Origin of the sequence: Buchnera aphidicola (Periphyllus testudinaceus) (assembly GCF_964059035.1) — a bacterium.
GTDB classification, from domain to species: Bacteria; Pseudomonadota; Gammaproteobacteria; order Enterobacterales; family Enterobacteriaceae; genus Buchnera_J; species Buchnera_J aphidicola_BN.
This window is the reverse complement of sequence record NZ_OZ060380.1, coordinates 390604-408575: the sequence shown is the minus strand read 5'-3', so window position 1 is coordinate 408575 and position 17972 is coordinate 390604. Positions and strand designations below refer to the sequence as shown.

The 17972-nt window shown below is 25.5% G+C and carries 32 protein-coding genes and 1 pseudogene; all 33 read left to right on the top strand.

What is annotated here, in order from left to right; all coding sequences use genetic code 11:
- Positions 1–71 precede the first annotated feature (71 nt).
- The 33 genes and pseudogenes from tusD to rpsD all read left to right on the top strand — a co-directional run bounded on the left by tusD (position 72) and on the right by rpsD (position 17957).
- Positions 72–461 (top strand): sulfurtransferase complex subunit TusD, encoded by a 390-nt coding sequence (gene tusD / locus AB4W45_RS01980; protein WP_367671175.1) that lies wholly within the window; start codon positions 72–74, stop codon positions 459–461.
- Positions 462–490: 29 nt separating this feature from the next.
- Positions 491–850 carry a sulfurtransferase complex subunit TusC gene (gene tusC / locus AB4W45_RS01975; RefSeq protein ID WP_367671174.1) on the top strand — a complete coding sequence of 120 codons (360 nt, stop codon included), beginning with the start codon at positions 491–493 and terminating at the stop codon, positions 848–850.
- A gap of 12 nt (positions 851–862) precedes the next feature.
- Complete coding sequence (gene tusB, locus AB4W45_RS01970) at positions 863–1153, top strand: sulfurtransferase complex subunit TusB (RefSeq protein ID WP_367671173.1); 291 nt, start codon at positions 863–865, stop codon at positions 1151–1153.
- 70 nt (positions 1154–1223) lie between these two features.
- Complete coding sequence (gene rpsL / locus AB4W45_RS01965; protein WP_367671172.1) at positions 1224–1598, top strand: 30S ribosomal protein S12; 375 nt, start codon at positions 1224–1226, stop codon at positions 1596–1598.
- Positions 1599–1641: 43 nt separating this feature from the next.
- Positions 1642–2112 (top strand): 30S ribosomal protein S7, encoded by a 471-nt coding sequence (rpsG, locus tag AB4W45_RS01960; RefSeq protein ID WP_367671171.1) that lies wholly within the window; start codon positions 1642–1644, stop codon positions 2110–2112.
- Positions 2113–2134: 22 nt separating this feature from the next.
- Complete coding sequence (gene fusA / locus AB4W45_RS01955; RefSeq protein ID WP_367671170.1) at positions 2135–4243, top strand: elongation factor G; 2109 nt, start codon at positions 2135–2137, stop codon at positions 4241–4243.
- Between the two features lie 46 nt (positions 4244–4289).
- Complete coding sequence (gene tuf, locus AB4W45_RS01950) at positions 4290–5474, top strand: elongation factor Tu (RefSeq protein WP_367671169.1); 1185 nt, start codon at positions 4290–4292, stop codon at positions 5472–5474.
- Between the two features lie 351 nt (positions 5475–5825).
- The gene (gene rpsJ, locus AB4W45_RS01945) at positions 5826–6137 is read left to right on the top strand and encodes a 30S ribosomal protein S10 (protein WP_367671168.1); all 312 of its coding nucleotides are present in this window, start codon (positions 5826–5828) and stop codon (positions 6135–6137) included.
- A 31-nt stretch (positions 6138–6168) separates the two neighbouring features.
- Positions 6169–6801 (top strand): 50S ribosomal protein L3, encoded by a 633-nt coding sequence (gene rplC, locus AB4W45_RS01940; protein WP_367671167.1) that lies wholly within the window; start codon positions 6169–6171, stop codon positions 6799–6801.
- A gap of 11 nt (positions 6802–6812) precedes the next feature.
- Complete coding sequence (gene rplD, locus AB4W45_RS01935) at positions 6813–7418, top strand: 50S ribosomal protein L4 (RefSeq protein WP_367671166.1); 606 nt, start codon at positions 6813–6815, stop codon at positions 7416–7418.
- Entirely contained in the window at positions 7415–7714 is a 300-nt protein-coding gene (gene rplW / locus AB4W45_RS01930) for a 50S ribosomal protein L23 (protein WP_367671165.1), read from the top strand. Before rplD ends, rplW begins: the two co-directional genes overlap by 4 nt.
- A 21-nt stretch (positions 7715–7735) precedes the next feature.
- Positions 7736–8557 (top strand): 50S ribosomal protein L2, encoded by an 822-nt coding sequence (gene rplB, locus AB4W45_RS01925; RefSeq protein WP_367671164.1) that lies wholly within the window; start codon positions 7736–7738, stop codon positions 8555–8557.
- An 18-nt stretch (positions 8558–8575) separates the two neighbouring features.
- On the top strand, positions 8576–8854 hold the full coding sequence (gene rpsS, locus AB4W45_RS01920) for a 30S ribosomal protein S19 (RefSeq protein WP_367671163.1): 279 nt from the start codon (positions 8576–8578) through the stop codon (positions 8852–8854).
- Between the two features lie 25 nt (positions 8855–8879).
- Entirely contained in the window at positions 8880–9209 is a 330-nt protein-coding gene (rplV, locus tag AB4W45_RS01915; protein WP_367671162.1) for a 50S ribosomal protein L22, read from the top strand.
- A 22-nt stretch (positions 9210–9231) separates the two neighbouring features.
- On the top strand, positions 9232–9930 hold the full coding sequence (gene rpsC / locus AB4W45_RS01910) for a 30S ribosomal protein S3 (protein WP_367671161.1): 699 nt from the start codon (positions 9232–9234) through the stop codon (positions 9928–9930).
- Between the two features lie 15 nt (positions 9931–9945).
- A complete protein-coding gene (rplP, locus tag AB4W45_RS01905; protein ID WP_367671160.1) occupies positions 9946–10356 on the top strand; it encodes a 50S ribosomal protein L16 in 411 nt (136 codons plus the stop codon).
- Positions 10356–10562 (top strand): 50S ribosomal protein L29, encoded by a 207-nt coding sequence (rpmC, locus tag AB4W45_RS01900; RefSeq protein ID WP_367671159.1) that lies wholly within the window; start codon positions 10356–10358, stop codon positions 10560–10562. The genes rplP and rpmC overlap by 1 nt, the downstream gene beginning before the upstream one ends.
- Positions 10546–10800 (top strand): 30S ribosomal protein S17, encoded by a 255-nt coding sequence (rpsQ, locus tag AB4W45_RS01895; RefSeq protein WP_367671158.1) that lies wholly within the window; start codon positions 10546–10548, stop codon positions 10798–10800. Before rpmC ends, rpsQ begins: the two co-directional genes overlap by 17 nt.
- Before the next feature lie 103 nt (positions 10801–10903).
- A complete protein-coding gene (gene rplN / locus AB4W45_RS01890) occupies positions 10904–11272 on the top strand; it encodes a 50S ribosomal protein L14 (protein ID WP_367671157.1) in 369 nt (122 codons plus the stop codon).
- A 22-nt stretch (positions 11273–11294) separates the two neighbouring features.
- Positions 11295–11609, top strand: a complete 315-nt coding sequence (gene rplX / locus AB4W45_RS01885; protein WP_367671156.1) for a 50S ribosomal protein L24 — start codon at positions 11295–11297, stop codon at positions 11607–11609.
- A 14-nt stretch (positions 11610–11623) separates the two neighbouring features.
- Complete coding sequence (gene rplE / locus AB4W45_RS01880) at positions 11624–12166, top strand: 50S ribosomal protein L5 (RefSeq protein WP_367671155.1); 543 nt, start codon at positions 11624–11626, stop codon at positions 12164–12166.
- A gap of 17 nt (positions 12167–12183) precedes the next feature.
- A complete protein-coding gene (gene rpsN, locus AB4W45_RS01875) occupies positions 12184–12489 on the top strand; it encodes a 30S ribosomal protein S14 (protein WP_367671154.1) in 306 nt (101 codons plus the stop codon).
- 32 nt (positions 12490–12521) lie between these two features.
- Positions 12522–12914: a 30S ribosomal protein S8 gene (gene rpsH / locus AB4W45_RS01870; protein ID WP_367671153.1), complete on the top strand. Its 393-nt coding sequence runs from the start codon at positions 12522–12524 to the stop codon at positions 12912–12914.
- Between the two features lie 13 nt (positions 12915–12927).
- Positions 12928–13470: a 50S ribosomal protein L6 gene (rplF, locus tag AB4W45_RS01865; RefSeq protein WP_367671152.1), complete on the top strand. Its 543-nt coding sequence runs from the start codon at positions 12928–12930 to the stop codon at positions 13468–13470.
- A gap of 4 nt (positions 13471–13474) precedes the next feature.
- Complete coding sequence (gene rplR / locus AB4W45_RS01860; RefSeq protein ID WP_367671521.1) at positions 13475–13837, top strand: 50S ribosomal protein L18; 363 nt, start codon at positions 13475–13477, stop codon at positions 13835–13837.
- Positions 13838–13850: 13 nt separating this feature from the next.
- A complete protein-coding gene (gene rpsE / locus AB4W45_RS01855) occupies positions 13851–14351 on the top strand; it encodes a 30S ribosomal protein S5 (RefSeq protein ID WP_367671151.1) in 501 nt (166 codons plus the stop codon).
- A 5-nt stretch (positions 14352–14356) separates the two neighbouring features.
- The gene (gene rpmD, locus AB4W45_RS01850; protein WP_367671150.1) at positions 14357–14533 is read left to right on the top strand and encodes a 50S ribosomal protein L30; all 177 of its coding nucleotides are present in this window, start codon (positions 14357–14359) and stop codon (positions 14531–14533) included.
- 9 nt (positions 14534–14542) lie between these two features.
- Positions 14543–14976: pseudogene (gene rplO, locus AB4W45_RS01845) on the top strand (50S ribosomal protein L15).
- Positions 14977–14982: 6 nt separating this feature from the next.
- Entirely contained in the window at positions 14983–16320 is a 1338-nt protein-coding gene (secY, locus tag AB4W45_RS01840; protein WP_367671149.1) for a preprotein translocase subunit SecY, read from the top strand.
- A gap of 29 nt (positions 16321–16349) precedes the next feature.
- Positions 16350–16466: a 50S ribosomal protein L36 gene (gene rpmJ, locus AB4W45_RS01835; protein WP_265226468.1), complete on the top strand. Its 117-nt coding sequence runs from the start codon at positions 16350–16352 to the stop codon at positions 16464–16466.
- Between the two features lie 76 nt (positions 16467–16542).
- Complete coding sequence (gene rpsM / locus AB4W45_RS01830) at positions 16543–16899, top strand: 30S ribosomal protein S13 (protein ID WP_367671148.1); 357 nt, start codon at positions 16543–16545, stop codon at positions 16897–16899.
- Positions 16900–16916: 17 nt separating this feature from the next.
- The gene (gene rpsK, locus AB4W45_RS01825; RefSeq protein ID WP_367671147.1) at positions 16917–17306 is read left to right on the top strand and encodes a 30S ribosomal protein S11; all 390 of its coding nucleotides are present in this window, start codon (positions 16917–16919) and stop codon (positions 17304–17306) included.
- Between the two features lie 30 nt (positions 17307–17336).
- Positions 17337–17957 (top strand): 30S ribosomal protein S4, encoded by a 621-nt coding sequence (gene rpsD / locus AB4W45_RS01820; protein ID WP_367671146.1) that lies wholly within the window; start codon positions 17337–17339, stop codon positions 17955–17957.
- Positions 17958–17972 lie beyond the last annotated feature (15 nt).

The following is a 17972-nucleotide window of genomic DNA, read 5'->3' as shown; positions in this document are numbered from 1 at the left end:
AAAAAACATTTTTTTTTAAATATATAAAATTTTATATTAAATATATAACATATTTATTAGGAGATTTTTTTTTGATTTATACTATTATTGTAAAAAGCTCAGCATATGGAAAAGAAAATTCTATAAGCGCTCTTTTGTTTTCTCGTGCTTTAATTTTAAAAAATTCACATTTTATAAAAAGCGTTTTTTTTATTAGTAATGGTGTTTTAAATGCTAATAAATTTTTATCTCCTGATGTTCATGAATATGATATAAGAAAAAAATGGAGAATTTTTAGTTTAAAAAATAAAGTTAGATTAAATGTTTGTTTTAGTGCAGCGTTAAGACGTGGTATTATTGGTGTAAAAGAAACATGCAATCAAAAAATTTTAGAAGGAAATTTAGATATTTTTTTTAAAATTTCCAGTTTAGAGAAATTATCTAGAGATATTCAAAAATCTGATCGCGTAATACAATTTTAATTGTTTAAAAAAATTTATTATTTTTTATTATGAAAACTATTGCTATTATTTTTTCTCATTCACCATATGGAAATATTTTAGGTCAAGATGGTTTAGATTGCGCTCTTTCTTTAACATCTTGTACTAAAAAAATAGAGATTTTTTTTATTGGTGATGGAGTATTTCAAATATTAAAGTATAAAAATCCTAAATATATTAAGATATTTGATTATACAAAAAAATTTAAAATGTTAAAAATTTTAGGTGTAAAAAAATTTTATTGTGATCAAATTTCTTTACAAAGTAGAGGTTTATTTAATATTTATAATTTTTCATTTACTGTAAAGATTTTAGAAACAGATATTTTATTTAAAAAATTATCAAATTTTGATCATATATTAAATTTTTAAGGATGATAATTTATGTTACATACATTGATGCAATCTCCATTTAAAAGTAATTTAATTTTATTAAAAAATATTTTTACAAAAAAAGATGATTTTCTTGCTTTACAAGATGGAGTATTAATTTCGGTAAAAAAAAATATTTTTTTAAAAAATAAATTTCTTAAAAAAAAAAAAAATTATGTTTTGTTAAATGATTTAAAAGCTCGTGGTATTTTATTTTCAAAAGTATCTAAGTTTTTTATTCCTATAAATTATAAATATTTTGTTTATTTAACAGAATATCATAAACAACAAGTTGTTTGGTAATTAATAAAATAATTTTCATAAAGATATATTTAAAAAAAAATTAATATATTCATAGAAAGGGATATAAATTATGGTAACTATTAATCAATTAGTTCGTAAAAATAGATTAAAAAAAAATTTAAAAAGTAATGTTCCAGCTTTAGGAAAATGCCCACAAAAAAGAGGAGTATGTTTAAGGGTTTATACCACTACGCCTAAAAAACCAAATTCAGCTCTTAGAAAGGTTTGTCGGGTTAGATTGACAAATGGATTAGAAGTAACAGCTTATATAGGAGGAGAAGGTCATAATTTACAAGAACATTCTGTAATTTTAATTCGTGGAGGTAGAGTAAAAGATTTACCAGGAGTAAGATATCATATTGTTAGAGGGGCTTTAGATTGTTCAGGAGTAAAAGATAGACAAAATGGTCGTTCTAAATATGGAGTTAAAAAGAAAAAAACTTAATTTTTATTAAATTTTTATAAAAATTTTTTCGAGGAAAAAAATTATGCCACGTCGTAAAGTAATTGGTTCAAGAAAAATATTGCCGGATCCAAAATTTTCTTCTGAACTTTTAAGTAAATTTATTAATATATTAATGGTTGATGGAAAAAAATCTATTTCCGAAGTTATAGTTTATAGTGCTTTAAAAGAATTATCGAAAAAAACAGGAAAAAATTCATTAGATTCTTTTGAAAGCGCACTTGAAAAAGTTCGTCCTGTTGTAGAGGTTAAATCTAGAAGAGTTGGAGGATCTACATATCAAGTTCCTATAGAAGTTCGACCAGTACGAAGAAATACATTAGCTATGAGATGGATTATAGAATCTGCTAGAAAACGCACAGATAAATCTATGTCTATTAGATTATTTAATGAACTTTATGATGCTTTATCAAATAAAGGAAATGCTGTAAAGAAAAAAGAAGAAGTACATAAAACAGCAGAAGTTAATAAAGCTTTTGCTCATTATAGATGGTAATTTAAAAATAAGGAAAATTAAGTTGCGTTTTACATCGATTGAAAACTATAGAAATATTGGAATTAGTGCACATATAGATGCTGGTAAAACAACTACAACTGAAAGAATTTTATTTTATACAGGAGTAAATCATAAAATAGGAGAAGTTCATGATGGAGCTGCAACTATGGATTGGATGGAGCAGGAACAAGAAAGAGGAATCACTATTACTTCTGCAGCAACTACAACATTTTGGTCTGGTATGGCAAATCAGTTTTCTTCTCATAGAATAAATATTATAGATACTCCTGGTCATGTAGATTTTACAATAGAAGTAGAAAGATCTATGAGAGTATTAGATGGTGTTGTTATGGTGTATTGTGCTGTTGGAGGAGTTCAACCTCAATCTGAAACGGTTTGGAGACAGGCTAATAAATATAATGTTCCAAGAATTGCTTTTATAAATAAAATGGATAGATTAGGAGCAAATTTTTTAGAAGTAGTCAATCAAATTAAAGTTAGATTAGGAGCAAATCCTATTCCAATTCAGTTATCTATAGGATCAGAAGAAAATTTTGTTGGAATTATAGATTTAATTAAAATGAAAGCAATACATTGGAAAGAAGAAGATCAAGGAATTTCTTTTATTTATAAAAAAATTCCTTCTCATTTATTAAAAGAATCTAAAAAATGGAATCAAAAAATAATTGAATTAGTGGCAGATTCAGATGAAAAATTTATGGAAAAGTATTTTAATGAAGAGCCTTTTACTGAAGATGAAATTAAATTAGTGTTAAGAGAAAAATCTTTAAAAAATGAAGTTGTTTTAGTTACTTGTGGTTCTGCTTTTAAAAATAAAGGAGTTCAAGCTTTATTAGATGCTATTGTTGATTATTTACCATCTCCTATAGATGTAAATTGCGTAAAAGGTATTTCAAATATTAAAAAAAATTGCGTGATTACAAGAAAATCTAAAGATACAGAACCTTTTTCTGCATTAGCTTTTAAAATTTCTACTGATCCTTATGTTGGAAATTTAACATTTTTTAGAGTATATTCAGGTATGATACGTTCAGGTGATACGATTTTAAATTCTATAAAATGTAAACGTGAGCGTTTAGGAAGAATTGTTCAAATGCATGCTAATAAAAGAGAAGAAATAAAAGAAGTATATGCAGGAGATATAGCTGCTGCAATTGGTTTAAAAGATGTAGTTACAGGAGATACTTTATGTGATAAAGAACACCCTATAATTTTAGAAAAAATGGAATTTCCAGAACCTGTTATTTCAATTGCTGTAGAACCTAAAACAAAAGTTGATCAAGAGAAAATGGGAACAGCATTAAATAGATTAGCAAAAGAAGATCCATCTTTTAAAGTATGGACAGATCAAGAATCTAATCAAACAATTATTGCAGGAATGGGAGAATTACATTTAGAAATTATTATTGATCGCATGAAAAGAGAATTTAGTGTTGATGCAAATATTGGAAAACCTCAAGTAGCATATAGAGAAACTATTGGAGCAGAAGTAAAAAATATAGAGGGAAAGTATATTAAGCAATCTGGAGGAAGAGGTCAATATGGGCATGTTGTAATAGATATTTTTCCTTTAGAACCAGGATCTAAAGAAGGATATGAATTTATTAATAATATTAAAGGAGGTGTTATTCCAGGAGAATATATACCAGCAGTAAATAAAGGAATACAAGAGCAGTTAAAATTTGGTCCATTAGCAGGTTATCCAGTTTTAGATGTTGGAATTAGATTACATGATGGATCTTATCATGATGTAGATTCTTCAGAAATTGCATTTAAATTAGCAGCTTCTATTGCTTTTAAGAATGGATTTAAACAAGCTAAACCAATTTTATTAGAACCAATGATGATTGTTGAAGTAGAGACTCCTGAAGAGTATATGGGAGATGTTATCGGTGATTTAAATCGTCGTCGGGGAATTATTGAAAGTATGATTGATAAAGATTATAGAAAATTAATTAAAGCATTAGTACCTTTATCAGAAATGTTTGGATATGCTACAGATTTACGTTCTCAAACTCAAGGTCGTGCATCGTATTCAATGGAATTTTTAAAATATTCAGAAACTCCTTATAACATTTCTAAAGATATTATTGAAAAAAAAAATAAGTAATTTTTTGAAAAATATAAAATTTTAATTTTTATTACAAGGTTAAATTATGTCAAAAGAAAAATTTAAACGTTCAAAAGTTCATATTAACGTTGGAACAATAGGTCATGTAGATCATGGAAAAACTACTTTAACAGCAGCTATTACTACTGTTTTATCAAAAACTTATGGCGGATCTGCTCGTGCTTTTGATCAAATAGATAACGCTCCAGAAGAAAAAGCTCGAGGAATTACAATTAACACTTCGCATGTTGAATATGATACAAAAAATAGACATTATGCTCATGTTGATTGTCCAGGTCATGCAGACTATATTAAAAATATGATTACTGGAGCAGCTCAAATGGATGGAGCAATATTAGTTGTTGCTGCTACTGATGGTCCAATGCCTCAAACTAGAGAACATATTTTACTTGGAAGACAAGTAGGAGTTCCTTATATAGTTGTATTTTTAAATAAATGCGACATGGTTGATGATGAAGAGTTATTAGAATTAGTAGAAATGGAAGTAAGAGATTTATTAACTCAATATGAATTTCCAGGTGATGATACTCCAATTATTAGAGGTTCCGCTTTAAAAGCTTTAGAAGGAGATTCAAAATGGGAAGAGAAAATAATTGATTTAGCTAATACATTAGATACTTATATTCCAGAACCAAAAAGATCAATAGATGAACCATTTTTATTGCCTATAGAAGATGTTTTTTCTATTTCTGGAAGAGGAACTGTTGTTACTGGAAGAGTAGAGAGAGGAATTATAAAAGTTGGAGAAGAAGTTGAAATAGTTGGTATAAAACCTACTACAAAAACTATTTGTACTGGTGTAGAAATGTTTAGAAAATTATTAGACGAAGGTAGAGCTGGAGAAAATATTGGAGTTTTATTAAGAGGAACTAAAAGAGATGATATAGAAAGAGGGCAAGTATTGTCTAAACCAGGAAGTATTTTACCTCATATAAAATTTGAATCTGAAGTATATGTTTTATCTAAAGAAGAAGGAGGAAGACATACACCTTTTTTTAAAGGATATAGACCTCAATTTTATTTTAGAACAACAGATGTTACTGGTTTTGTTGAGTTACCTAGTGATGTTGAAATGGTTATGCCAGGAGATAATATAAAAATTACAGTAACTTTAATACATCCTGTAGCGATGTCTGATGGTTTAAGATTTGCAATTAGAGAAGGTGGAAGAACGGTTGGAGCAGGAGTCGTTTCTAAAGTTATTAGTTAAATTAATATATAAAAAGAATATAATATTTATTATAATAATCAAGAAAAGATTCTTCTTTTCTTGATTGAAATTTTTATTATTCACAATTTTTAATTATATTTTTATTAAAAAAAAATATAAAAAAAAAATAATAATATATATATATTTAGAATATAATATTTAGTATTAGTTTGTAAAAAATTTTGTTTTATAATATTATTTATAGATAAATAGTAAAAATTTTAGTATTTATTCAAATCGTTCTAATATTTTTATTAAATATTAGAATAAATTATTCTAAAATGCTCTCTAATAATTTATAGAGAGTAATTTTTAGTTTTTATTATAATTAATAATTGGAGTTCTGATAACATGCAGAACCAAAGAATTCGTATTCGTTTAAAAGCTTTTGATCATAAATTAATAGATTATTCTACTGCAGAAATTGTAAATACTGCAAAAAGAACAGGCGCTCAAGTAAGAGGCCCTATACCTTTACCGACAAGAAAAGAAAAATTTACTGTTTTAATTTCTCCTCATGTAAATAAAGATGCACGTGATCAATATGAAATTCGTACACATAAAAGATTAATAGATATTGTTGAGCCTACTGAAAAAACAGTTGATGCCTTAATGCGATTAGATCTTGCTGCAGGTGTAGATGTTCAAATTAGTTTAGGCTAATAATTTAACTTAAAGGAGTTAATAAATAATTGTGCTTGGATTAGTGGGTAAAAAAATTGGTATGACGAGAATTTTTAATAAAGAAGGGCATTCTACTCCTGTAACTGCTATTGAAATTACTGAGAATAGAATAACTCAAATTAAAAACAAAATTTTTAAAAAATTTTTTATGGTTCAGTTGACAACAGGAATAAAAAAAATACATTCTTTAAATAAACCAGAATTAGGTCATTTTAAAAAAAATAACATTGTTCCTGGTCGTGGTTTATGGGAATTTAAAGTATCTTTAGAGAACAAATTTTCTGTAGGTCAAATTATTGATGTTGATTTTTTTAAGAACATTAAAAAAGTTGATATAACTGGATTTTCAAAAGGAAAAGGTTTTTCTGGAACTATTAAACGTTGGAATTTTTCTTCACAAGATGCTTCTCATGGAAATTCTTTATCTCATCGAGCTCCTGGTTCTATCGGGCAAAATCAAACTCCAGGTAGAGTTTTTAAAGGCAAAAAAATGGCTGGTCATTTAGGAAATAAAAAAATTACTATACAAAGTTTATTAGTTATGAAAATTAATAAAAAAAATAATTATATTTTAATAAAAGGATCTGTTCCTGGAGCATTAGGTGGAGATTTAATTATTAAACCTGCTATTAAAAAGAATTAAGGAGTATATTAATGGAATTAATATTAAAAGATACACAGGAAGTTATTAAGATTTCTAAGTCTGTTTTTGGTTGTAAATTTAATAAATTTTTAGTGCATCAGGTATTAAAATCTTATTCCTCTTCTCAAAGAAAAGGAACAAAAGCTCAAAAAAGTCGCGCTGAAGTTTCTGGTTCTGGAAAAAAACCTTGGCGTCAAAAGGGAACCGGAAGAGCACGTGTTGGATCTATTCGAAGTCCTATTTGGAGATCGGGTGGTGTAACTTTTGCTGCAAAACCTAAAAGTTATAAGAAAAAAATTAATAAAAAAATGTATAGAGGCGCTTTAAAGTGTATTTTTTCTGAATTGATAAAAAAAAAAAAGTTAATAGTTTTAAAAAAATTTAATATAGATTATCCAAAAACAAAAAAATTGTTACAGGAATTAAAAATTTTAAATTTAACAAATGCTTTAATTATACAAAAAATTTTGGATAAAAATATTTTATTAGCTTCTAGAAATTTATATAAAGTAACAGCAATTAGTTTAAAATTTCTTCATCCTCTAATTTTATTACATCATTCTTATGTTTTAATAACATTAAAAGCTTTAAAAAATATAGAGGAAAAACTTTTATGATACATAAAAACTTTTTATTTAAAACAATACGTTCTATACATATTTCTGAAAAATCTAATCAATGTAAAGAAAAAAATAATGTAATGATTTTTAAAGTTCATAAAAATTCTACAAAACGTGAAATTAAAATATCTGTATCAAAAATGTTTCAAATAAAAGTTAAAAAAGTAAATTTATTAAATGTGAAAGGTAAAATTAAAAAAAAAGGAAAAAATCTTACTAAACCAAAATCTTGGAAAAAAGCTTATATATTTTTTCAAGAAAATCAAAATTTAGATTTTTTAACTAACAGTTAAGAATATATTAGAGAATAGTTTATGGCAATTATAAAATGTAAACCCACATCTCCTGGTCGAAGGCATGTAATAAAAGTAGTTAATTCAGATTTATATAAAGGTAAACCTTTTTCTAAATTATTACAAAAAAAAAATAAAAGCGGGGGAAGAAATAATCAAGGTAGAATTACTACAAGACATATAGGTGGAGGTCATAAAAAATTATATCGTATTATAGATTTTAAAAGAAATAAAGATAATATTTTAGCAACTGTAATACGTTTAGAATATGATCCGAATCGTTCATCAAATATTGCATTGATTTTATATAAAGATGGTGAATATAATTATATTTTAGCACCAAAGGGGCTTAAAATAGGATCTAAAATTTGTTCTGGAATAAATTCAAAAATAAAGATAGGAAATTCATTACCAATGTATAAAATTCCAGTTGGCTCATTAATTCATAATGTTGAGTTAAAACCTGGAAAAGGTGGTCAACTTGCACGTTCAGCTGGAAGTTATTTACAAATTATTTCTAAAGAATTAAATTATATTAATGTTCGTATGCGTTCGGGTGAAATGAGAAAAATTTTATCTTGTTGTAGAGCTACGATTGGTGAAGTTGGAAATTCTGAGCATATGTTAAAAGTTTTAGGAAAAGCAGGTGCATCATGTTGGAGAGGAATTAGACCTACTGTACGAGGCACTGCCATGAATCCTGTAGATCATCCTCATGGTGGAGGTGAAGGTAGAAATTTTGGAAAACATCCAGTTACACCTTGGGGAGTTCAAACTAAGGGTAAAAAAACTAGAAAAAATAAAAGAACTAAAAAATTTATTATACGTTCTCGTAAAAAATAATTTAACATAGGATATTTTATGCCTCGATCTTTGAAAAAAGGACCGTTTATTGATGAAAGTTTATTAAAAAAAATAGAATTAGCAATTTTGAAAAAAGATAAAAGACCTATTAAAACTTGGTCTAGACGTTCTACAATTTTTCCAAATATGATAGGATTAACAATTTCTATACATAATGGAAAACAACATATTCCTGTTTTTATTACAGATGAAATGGTTGGTCATAAATTAGGAGAGTTTTCTTTAACTAGAACTTATAGAGGACATTCAGCTGATAGAAAAATAAAAAAACGTTAAATTTTTTAAAAAATAGGATAAATTTGTGAATATTGTAGCAAAATATAAAAAAGCTCGTTCTTCTGCTCAAAAATTAAGATTAGTAGCAGACTTAATACGTGGAAAAAAAGTTGATAAAGCTTTAGATATTTTAAATTTTTCTAATAAAAAAGCATCGTTTTTAATAAAAAAAGTACTTGAATCTGCTATTTCTAATGCAGAAAATAATAAAGGATTAGATATAGATCTATTAAAAATTAGTCAAATTTTAATAGATGAAGGTCCAACTATGAAGCGAATGATGCCTAGAGCTAAAGGAAAAGCAGATCAAATTTTAAAACGTACTAGTCATATTACAATTGTAGTTTCAGATTAAAAATTTTGGAGATAATACAATAATGGGACAAAAAGTACATCCACATGGAATGAGATTAGGAATTATAAAACAATGGAATTCTATATGGTTTGCAGAAAGTAAAGATTTTTCTAATTATTTAAGTAACGATTTTAAAGTTCGTACATTTCTTATGAAAAAGTTGTGTAGAGCATCAGTTTCTAAAATTGTTATAGAAAGACCTTCAAAAACTATGAAGGTAACTATATATACTGCTCGACCAGGAATTGTAATTGGAAAAAAAGGAGAGGATATAGAAAGTTTAAGAAAAGAAATTTCTAGTATATCTCAAGTTCCTTCTCAAATTACTATTTCTGAAATTAAAAAACCAGAATTAGATTCGAAATTAGTTGCAGATAATATAGTTTCTCAATTAGAAAGACGGGTTATGTTTAGAAGAGCTATGAAACGAGCAATACAAAATTCTATGAGAAATGGAGCTCAAGGTATTAAAGTAGAAATTAGTGGTAGATTAGGTGGAGCAGAAATAGCTAGAACAGAATGGCAAAGAGAAGGAAGAGTTCCATTACATACTTTAAGAGCAGATATTGATTATAGTTCTTTAGAAGCACATACTACTTATGGAGTAGTCGGAGTAAAAGTTTGGATTTTTAAGGGAGAAATTTTAAGCGGAATGCCAAAAATTAAAAAAATTCCATTAAATGTTCAATTTTTAAAACAAAACAAAAGACTTCTGAAGTAAGGAGAATTTTTTAAAATGCTTCAACCTAAAAAAACAAAATTTAGAAAAATGCATAAAGGACGTAATAGAGGTTTAATTTTTAATGATAGTATCATTTTTGGATCTTATGGTTTAAAAGCTATTACAAGAGGTCGTTTAACTTCTCGTCAAATTGAATCAGCTCGAAGAAGTATTGCAAGATATATTAAAAGATTAGGTCAAGTTTGGATACGTATTTTTCCTGATAAGCCTATTACTCAAAAACCATTAGAAGTTCGTATGGGAAAAGGGAAAGGAAATGTAGAATATTGGGTTTCTTTAATACAACCTGGAAAAATTTTATATGAAATTAATGGAATTTCTGAATCTCTTGCTCGTGAAGCATTTAAATTGGCAGCAGCAAAATTACCTGTAAAAACAATATTTGTATTAAAATCGGAAAATTAATGAATACAAAACAATTGAGACAAAAAGATTCTAAATTTCTTCAGATAGAATTATTAAGTTTATTTAAAGAACAATTTAATTTACGTATGCAATTATCTTCTAAAAAATTAACTCAAACTCATTTATTAAAAATAAATAGAAAAAATATTTCTGTTATTAAAACTCTTTTGTTTGAAAAGGAATTATTAAATGTCAGAAAAAAATAAATTTTTGCAAGGTTATGTAATAAGTAATAAAATGCAAAAATCTATAATTGTAGCTGTAGATCGATTTATTAAACATCCAATTTATAAAAAATTTATAAAAAGGAGAACTAAATTTCATGTACATGATAAATTAAATGAATGTTCTATAGGAGATAAAGTTTTTATTAAAGAATGTAGACCGATTTCAAAAACAAAATCTTGGATTTTAGTTGATATTATAAAAAAATGTATTTCTTAAAGAATAAAATTTAGAAAACATGATAAAGAATTTAGCTTCATGTTTTCTAGAATAAAAAATAGTTTTTTAAAAAAAATGTACAAAAAAAGGAAAAAATTATATTATGATACAGGAGCAAACTATATTAAATATTGCCGATAATTCTGGTGCTCGTTCTGCAATGTGTATTAAAGTTTTAGGAGGTTCTAAGCGTAGATATGCAAATATTGGAGATGTTATTAAAATTACTATAAAAGAAGCTATTCCAAGAGGTAAAGTTAAAAAAGGAGAAGTTTTAAAAGCTGTTATAGTGCGTACTAAAAAAGGTATTAGAAGATCTGATGGTTCATTAATTCGGTTTGATAGTAATTCTTGTGTTGTTTTAAATAATAATGAACAACCTATTGGAACCAGAATTTTTGGACCAGTAACTCGAGAATTACGTACAGAGAAATTTATGAAAATTATTTCTTTAGCTCCGGAAGTATTATAAAAATATAGGTATTCATATAACAATGGCATCTAAAATAAGATTAAATGATCGAGTAATTGTTTTAACTGGAAGAGATAAAAAAAAAATTGGAATTGTTAAAAAAATTTTATCTAAAGAAAAAGTTATTGTAGAAGGAATAAACATGGTTACTAAACATCAAAAACCTATTCCATCTCAAAATCAATCTGGGGGAATTATTAAAAGAGAGTCTTATATTCATGTTTCTAATATTTCTTTAATAAATCCTAAAACAAATAAACCAGATAGAATAGGATTTAAATTTAAAAAAGGAAAAAAAATAAGATTTTTTAAATCTAACAATTTATGTATACAGTAATTTGGAATACAATTATGAGTGATATGTATAGTTTTTATAAAAAAAATATAGTTCCAAAAATGATGAAACAATTTCGTTATAAATCTTTAATGCAAGTTCCTAAAATTAATAAAATTGTATTAAATATGGGAGTTGGAGAAGCGATATCAAATAAAAAAAAATTAGATTATGCAATTTCTGATTTGTCTCTTATATCAGGTCAAAAACCGGTTGTAACTAAAGCTAGAAAATCTATTGCTGGTTTTAAAATTAGACAAGGATATATGATTGGATGCAAAGTAACTTTAAGAGGATTAAGAAAATGGCATTTTTTAAATAAATTAATAAATATTGCTATGCCTAGAATTAGAGATTTTAGAGGATTTTCTAAACGTTCTTTTGATGGTTTTGGAAATTATAATTTAGGAATTAAAGAACAAATTATTTTTCCTGAAATTGATTATGATAAAATTGATAAAATTCGAGGATTAGATATTTCTATTATTACTACAGCAAAATCAAATTTAGAGGGTTTTTCTTTATTATCAAGATTTAATTTTCCTTTTCGGAATAAATAAAAAAGGTATGTATTAAAATGGCTAAACAATCTATGAAAGCAAGAGAAATAAAAAGAATTAATTTGTCAAAAAAATTTTATAAAAGAAGAATACAATTAAAATTAATGATTTTAGATCTTAATGTATCTAAAAAAGAACGTTGGAAATCTGTTTTAAAGTTACAAAAATTACCAAGAGATTCTAGTTTATCAAGACAAAGAAATCGTTGTTGCTTAACAGGAAGACCTCATGGTTTTTTAAGAAAATTCGGATTAAGTAGAATTAAGTTAAGAGAAGCAGCTATGAGAGGAGAAATACCAGGGTTAAGAAAATCAAGTTGGTAAAAAATATAATTTTAATTTTTGGGAAAAATATTATGAGTATGCATGATCCTATCTCAGATATGTTTGTTCGTATTAGAAATGGACAATCTGCTAATAAAATTTCAGTAATAGTTCCTTTTTCTAATTTTAAAAAAGAAATTGTTATTTTATTAAAAAAAGAAGGTTATATAAAAGATTTTTTTATAAAAAAATCTTTAAAATCTTCTTTAGAAATATTTTTAAAGTATTTTAAAGGAAAACCAGTTATTGAAATCATTAAAAGAGTAAGTAAACCTGGATTAAGAGTATATAAAAAAAAAAATGATCTTCCTAAAGTTATGTCTGGATTAGGAATTTCTATTATTTCTACTTCAAAAGGAATTTTGTCAGATAAGGAAGCAAAGAAAAAAGGTTTAGGTGGCGAAATTGTTTGTTATGTTTCTTAACTAGGAGAAAGTCATGTCTAGAATTGCTAAACGCTCAATAATTGTCCCTGATGATATTGAAATTATATTAAATAATAAAAATATCACAGTAAAGGGAAAGAAAGGTGTTTTAAAACGTGATTTTAATTCTTTAGTACAAATAAATTTGGAAAATAAAATATTAAGTTTTAAATCTAAAAACTCTACTTCTAATGGTTGGATGCAAGCTGGAACAGTACGATCTTTAATTAATTCTATGATATTAGGTGTTACTTATGGATTTTCTAAGAAATTAATTTTAGTTGGAGTTGGTTATAAGTTTTCTTTAGAAAATTCTACAGTAAAAAAAATAATAATGTCATTAGGTTATTCACATAATGTTATATATTTACTTCCGTGTGGAATTGATGTTGAATTATTATCTTCTACAGAGATTTTAATTAAAGGGATAGATAAACAATTAGTTGGGCAAGTTTCAGCAAATTTAAGACTTCATAGAAAACCAGATTCGTATAAAGGAAAAGGAATACGTTATTTTAATGAATTTGTTAAAATAAAAGAGGCGAAAAAAAAATAGTATGATTAGTTTTAATGTTAAAAATAAAATTAGAAAAAAAAGATCTTTAAAAATTAGATTTAAATTAAAATCTTTAAAGTCAGTTCGTTTAGTAATTCATAGAACTTCTCGTCATATGTACGCTCAAGTTATTTCTTCTGATAATTATTCTATAATAGCTGTTGCTTCTACTTTAGAAAAAAAAATTAATTGTAATTTAAATTATACTGGAAATAAAAAAGCTGCTCAATTTGTTGGGAAAATTATAGCAGAAAGAGCATTAAAAAAAGGAGTTAAACGAGTTTCTTTTGATCGTTCAGGTTTTAAATATCATGGAAGAATTGAAGCATTAGCAAATTCCGCTCGTAAATTTGGTCTTCGGTTTTAAGGAAAAATGATTTATGATAAATGAAAAAAAAAATGTTGGAGAATTACAAGAAAAATTAATTACAGTAAATCGTGTTTCAAAAACTGTAAAAGGAGGTAGAATTTTTTCTTTTACTGCATTAACTGTAGTAGGGAATAAAAATGGAAAAGTAGGTTTTGGGTATGGAAAAGCTAGAGAAGTTCCTTTTGCTATTCAAAAAGCTATGGAACGTGCTAAAAAAAATATGATTAGTTTTGAATTAAAAAATAAAACTTTACAGCATTCTATTGTAGAATCTTATACAAGTTCTAAAATATTTATGAAACCAGCTTCTGAAGGAACAGGAATAATTGCTGGAGGAGCTATGAGAGCCGTATTAGAAGTTTCTGGAGTTCAAAATGTTTTAGCAAAAACATATGGTTCTACTAATCCAATGAATGTTGTTCGAGCAACAATTAATGGATTATTAAATATGAAATCTCCAAAAGAAATAGCTGAAAAACGAAATAAATCTATTCAAGAAATTTTAGAGTAAAAATTATGGAAAAAATTTTGATTATAAAACAAATAAAAAGTAGTATTGGAATACTTCCAAAACATAAATTAACTTTAAAGGGATTAGGATTACGATATATTAATCATACTGTACAAAGAAAAAAAAATAAATCTATTATTGGTATGGTTAAAAAAATTTCTTATATGTTACAAGTTAAATAGGTAAAATATATGTATCTAAATACTATATTTATAAATTGTAAAAAAAAAAAAAAAAACGTGTAGGTAGAGGTATTGGATCTGGATTAGGAAAAACTTCTGGAAGAGGTCATAAAGGACAAAAATCTAGAACTGGGAGTAGTATTCGTAGAGGATTTGAAGGTGGGCAAACTCCATTTTATAGAAGAATTCCAAAATTTGGTTTTATTTCACGAAAAAAAAAAATAAAAGCAGAATTAAAATTATCTGAGTTATCTCGATTAAGTGAGAATATAATAAATTTAGAAATTTTAAAAAAAAGAAATATTATTAAATCATATATTCAGCATGTTAAAATTATTTCTTCTGGAAAATTCTCTAGAGTTTTAGTAATTAAAGGATTATCTGTGACTAAAGGGGCTCGTATTATTATTGAATCTTATGGAGGAAAAATAGAGGAATCATAAATAATAATGGATAATAAAAAAATAAAACTAAATAATAAAAATTCTATAAAAAATTTTTCTGAAATTAAAAAAAGATTTTTATTTTTAATATTTTCTTTAATAGTTTTTCGTTTAGGTTCATTTATTCCAGTTCCAGGAATTGATACTTTATCTTTATCTCAGTTATTAAAAAATCAACAAGGAACTTTTGTTGAAATGTTGAATATGTTTTCTGGAGGATCTTTAAATCGAGCATCAATTTTTTCATTAGGAATTATGCCATATATTTCCTCTTCAATAATAATTCAATTATTAACATTTATATATCCTTCTTGGAAGGAATTGAAAAAAGAAGGTGAATCAGGACGTATTAAAATTAATCAATATACTAAATATTTAACTGTATTTTTATCGATTATTCAAGCGATTGGAATATCTTTAAGTTTACCTAACATTCCTGGAATGAGGCAATTAATTTTTCATTTAGATTTTTATTTTTATATAACAGCAATAATTAGTTTAGTAACTGGAACAATTTTTTTAATATGGATAGGAGATTTAATTACAGAATATGGATTAGGGAATGGAATTTCAGTAATTATTTTTTCAGGAATAATAGCAAATTTACCTATTGCTATAGCTCATACTTTAGAAGATTTAAAATTTAAAAATTTAAGTTTTAGTATGTTATTTATAATAATTTTTTTAATTTTTTCTATTATTTATATGGTTGTTTTTATAGAAAGAAGTCAAAGAAAAATTACTATTTATTATTCAAATAGACAACAAAAAAATTATTTATACTCTTCTCATACAGCTCATTTACCTTTAAAAATAAATATGTCTGGAGTTATTCCGGCTATTTTTTCTTCTACTATTGTTTTGTTTCCAGTAACAATTATTTCGTGGATTAGAGGAAGTAATTTAAAATCTCATGTTTTTTTAAATTTTATGTATGAAAACTTACAACCAGGTAAATTAATTTATATATTTTTATATACGATATCTATAATTTTCTTTTGTTTTTTTTATACAAATTTAGCTTTTAATTCTCGAGAAACTTCTGATAATTTAAAAAAATCTGGTGCTTTTATTAAAGGTATTCGTCCAGGTGAAAATACTTCAAATTATATTAAAAAAATTATGTTTAAATTAACTTTTATTAATTCTATGTATATTGTTTTTATATGTTTAATACCTGATTTTATGCGTTTTTTTATGCATGTTCCATTTTATTTTGGAGGAACATCGTTATTAATAGTAGTAGTTGTAATTATTGATTTGTTAACTCAATTGCAAACATTAGTAGTGTCTAATCAATATAAATCTTCTTTTAGAAGAGCAAATTTAAATTTACAAAAATAAATATTTTTTTGTATAGTAGGTAGAAAAATATGAAAGTACGCACATCTATAAAAAAACTATGTAGAAATTGTAAAATTATACGTAGAAAAAATGTGGTTCGTGTTATTTGTAGTAATGATCCAAAACATAAACAAAGACAAGGTTAATATCTTTTAAAAAATTTTGAATTTTTTAATTTAAACTATTTTAAATATATTTATAGTAAATAAGGAGTTTTTAAAATTGACTCGTATAGCAGGAATTAATATTCCTGATAATAAACGTATAATAATTTCTTTAACATCGATTTATGGAATAGGTAAATCTCGTTCTAGATTAATTTGTCGTTCTTTAAAAATAGATGAATGTGTATATGTTTCTAAATTAGATAAAGAAAAATTAGAAGAATTAAGATCTATTGTATTAAAATTTGTAGTAGAAGGTGATTTAAGAAGAGAAAAAACATTAAAAATTAAACGATTAATAGATCTTGGGTGTTATCGAGGAGTTCGTCATCGTAGAAAATTACCTGTTCGTGGACAGAGGACAAAAACTAATGCACGTACTAGAAAAGGCCCTCGTAAATTAATAAAAAAATAATTTAGGTATTTAGAATTATGCCAAAAAAAAAGATTCGAATAAAAAAACGTATTAAAAAACAAATAACAGATGGTATTGCACATATTTATGCTTCTTTTAATAATACAATTGTTACTATTACCGATAAAAAAGGAAATTCTTTAGGTTGGGCAACGTCTGGAGGTTCTGGATTTAGAGGATCTAGAAAATCTACACCTTTTGCAGCACAAGTAGCTGCAGAAAAATGCGCAGAAAAAATTAAAGATTATGGTATAAAAAATTTAGATGTAATGGTAAAAGGTCCTGGACCAGGAAGAGAGTCTACGATTAGAGCTTTAAATTCTGCAGGATTTCGTATTACAAATATTACTGATGTTACACCTATTCCTCATAATGGATGTAGACCTCCTAAAAAAAGAAGAGTGTAATTTTTTATTAAAGTTTTGATAGAGAATATTATGGCAAAATATTTAGGTCCAAAATTAAAATTAAGTCGAAGAGAAAAAACTGATTTATATCTAAAATCTGGATTAAGGCCTATTGGATCAAAATGCAAAATTGATCATTTACCAGGACAACATGGAATAAGAAAACAAAGATTATCAGATTATGGAGTACAATTACGAGAGAAGCAAAAAGTACGAAGATTATATGGTGTATTAGAAAAACAATTTTGTAATTATTATAAAATGGCTTCAAAATATAAAGGAAATACTGGAGAAAAGTTGTTACAGATATTAGAAAATAGACTTGATAATATAGTTTATAGAATGGGATTTGGTTCAACTAGGTCTGAAGCTAGGCAATTAGTAAATCATAAATCTATTACTGTAAATAATGTAATTGTAAATATACCTTCATTTCAAGTTTCTGTAAATGATGTTATTGAAGTACGAAAAAAATTTAAAAAACATTTAAGAATACAAGCTTCTTTAGAATTGTTTGAACAAAAAGAATTAGCATCTTGGATAGAAGTAAATGTAAAAAAAATGAAAGGAGTTTTTAAAAGAATTCCAGATAGATCAGATTTATCATCTGAAATAAATGAACATTTAATTGTAGAGCTTTATTCTAAATAATATTTTTTAAAGGTT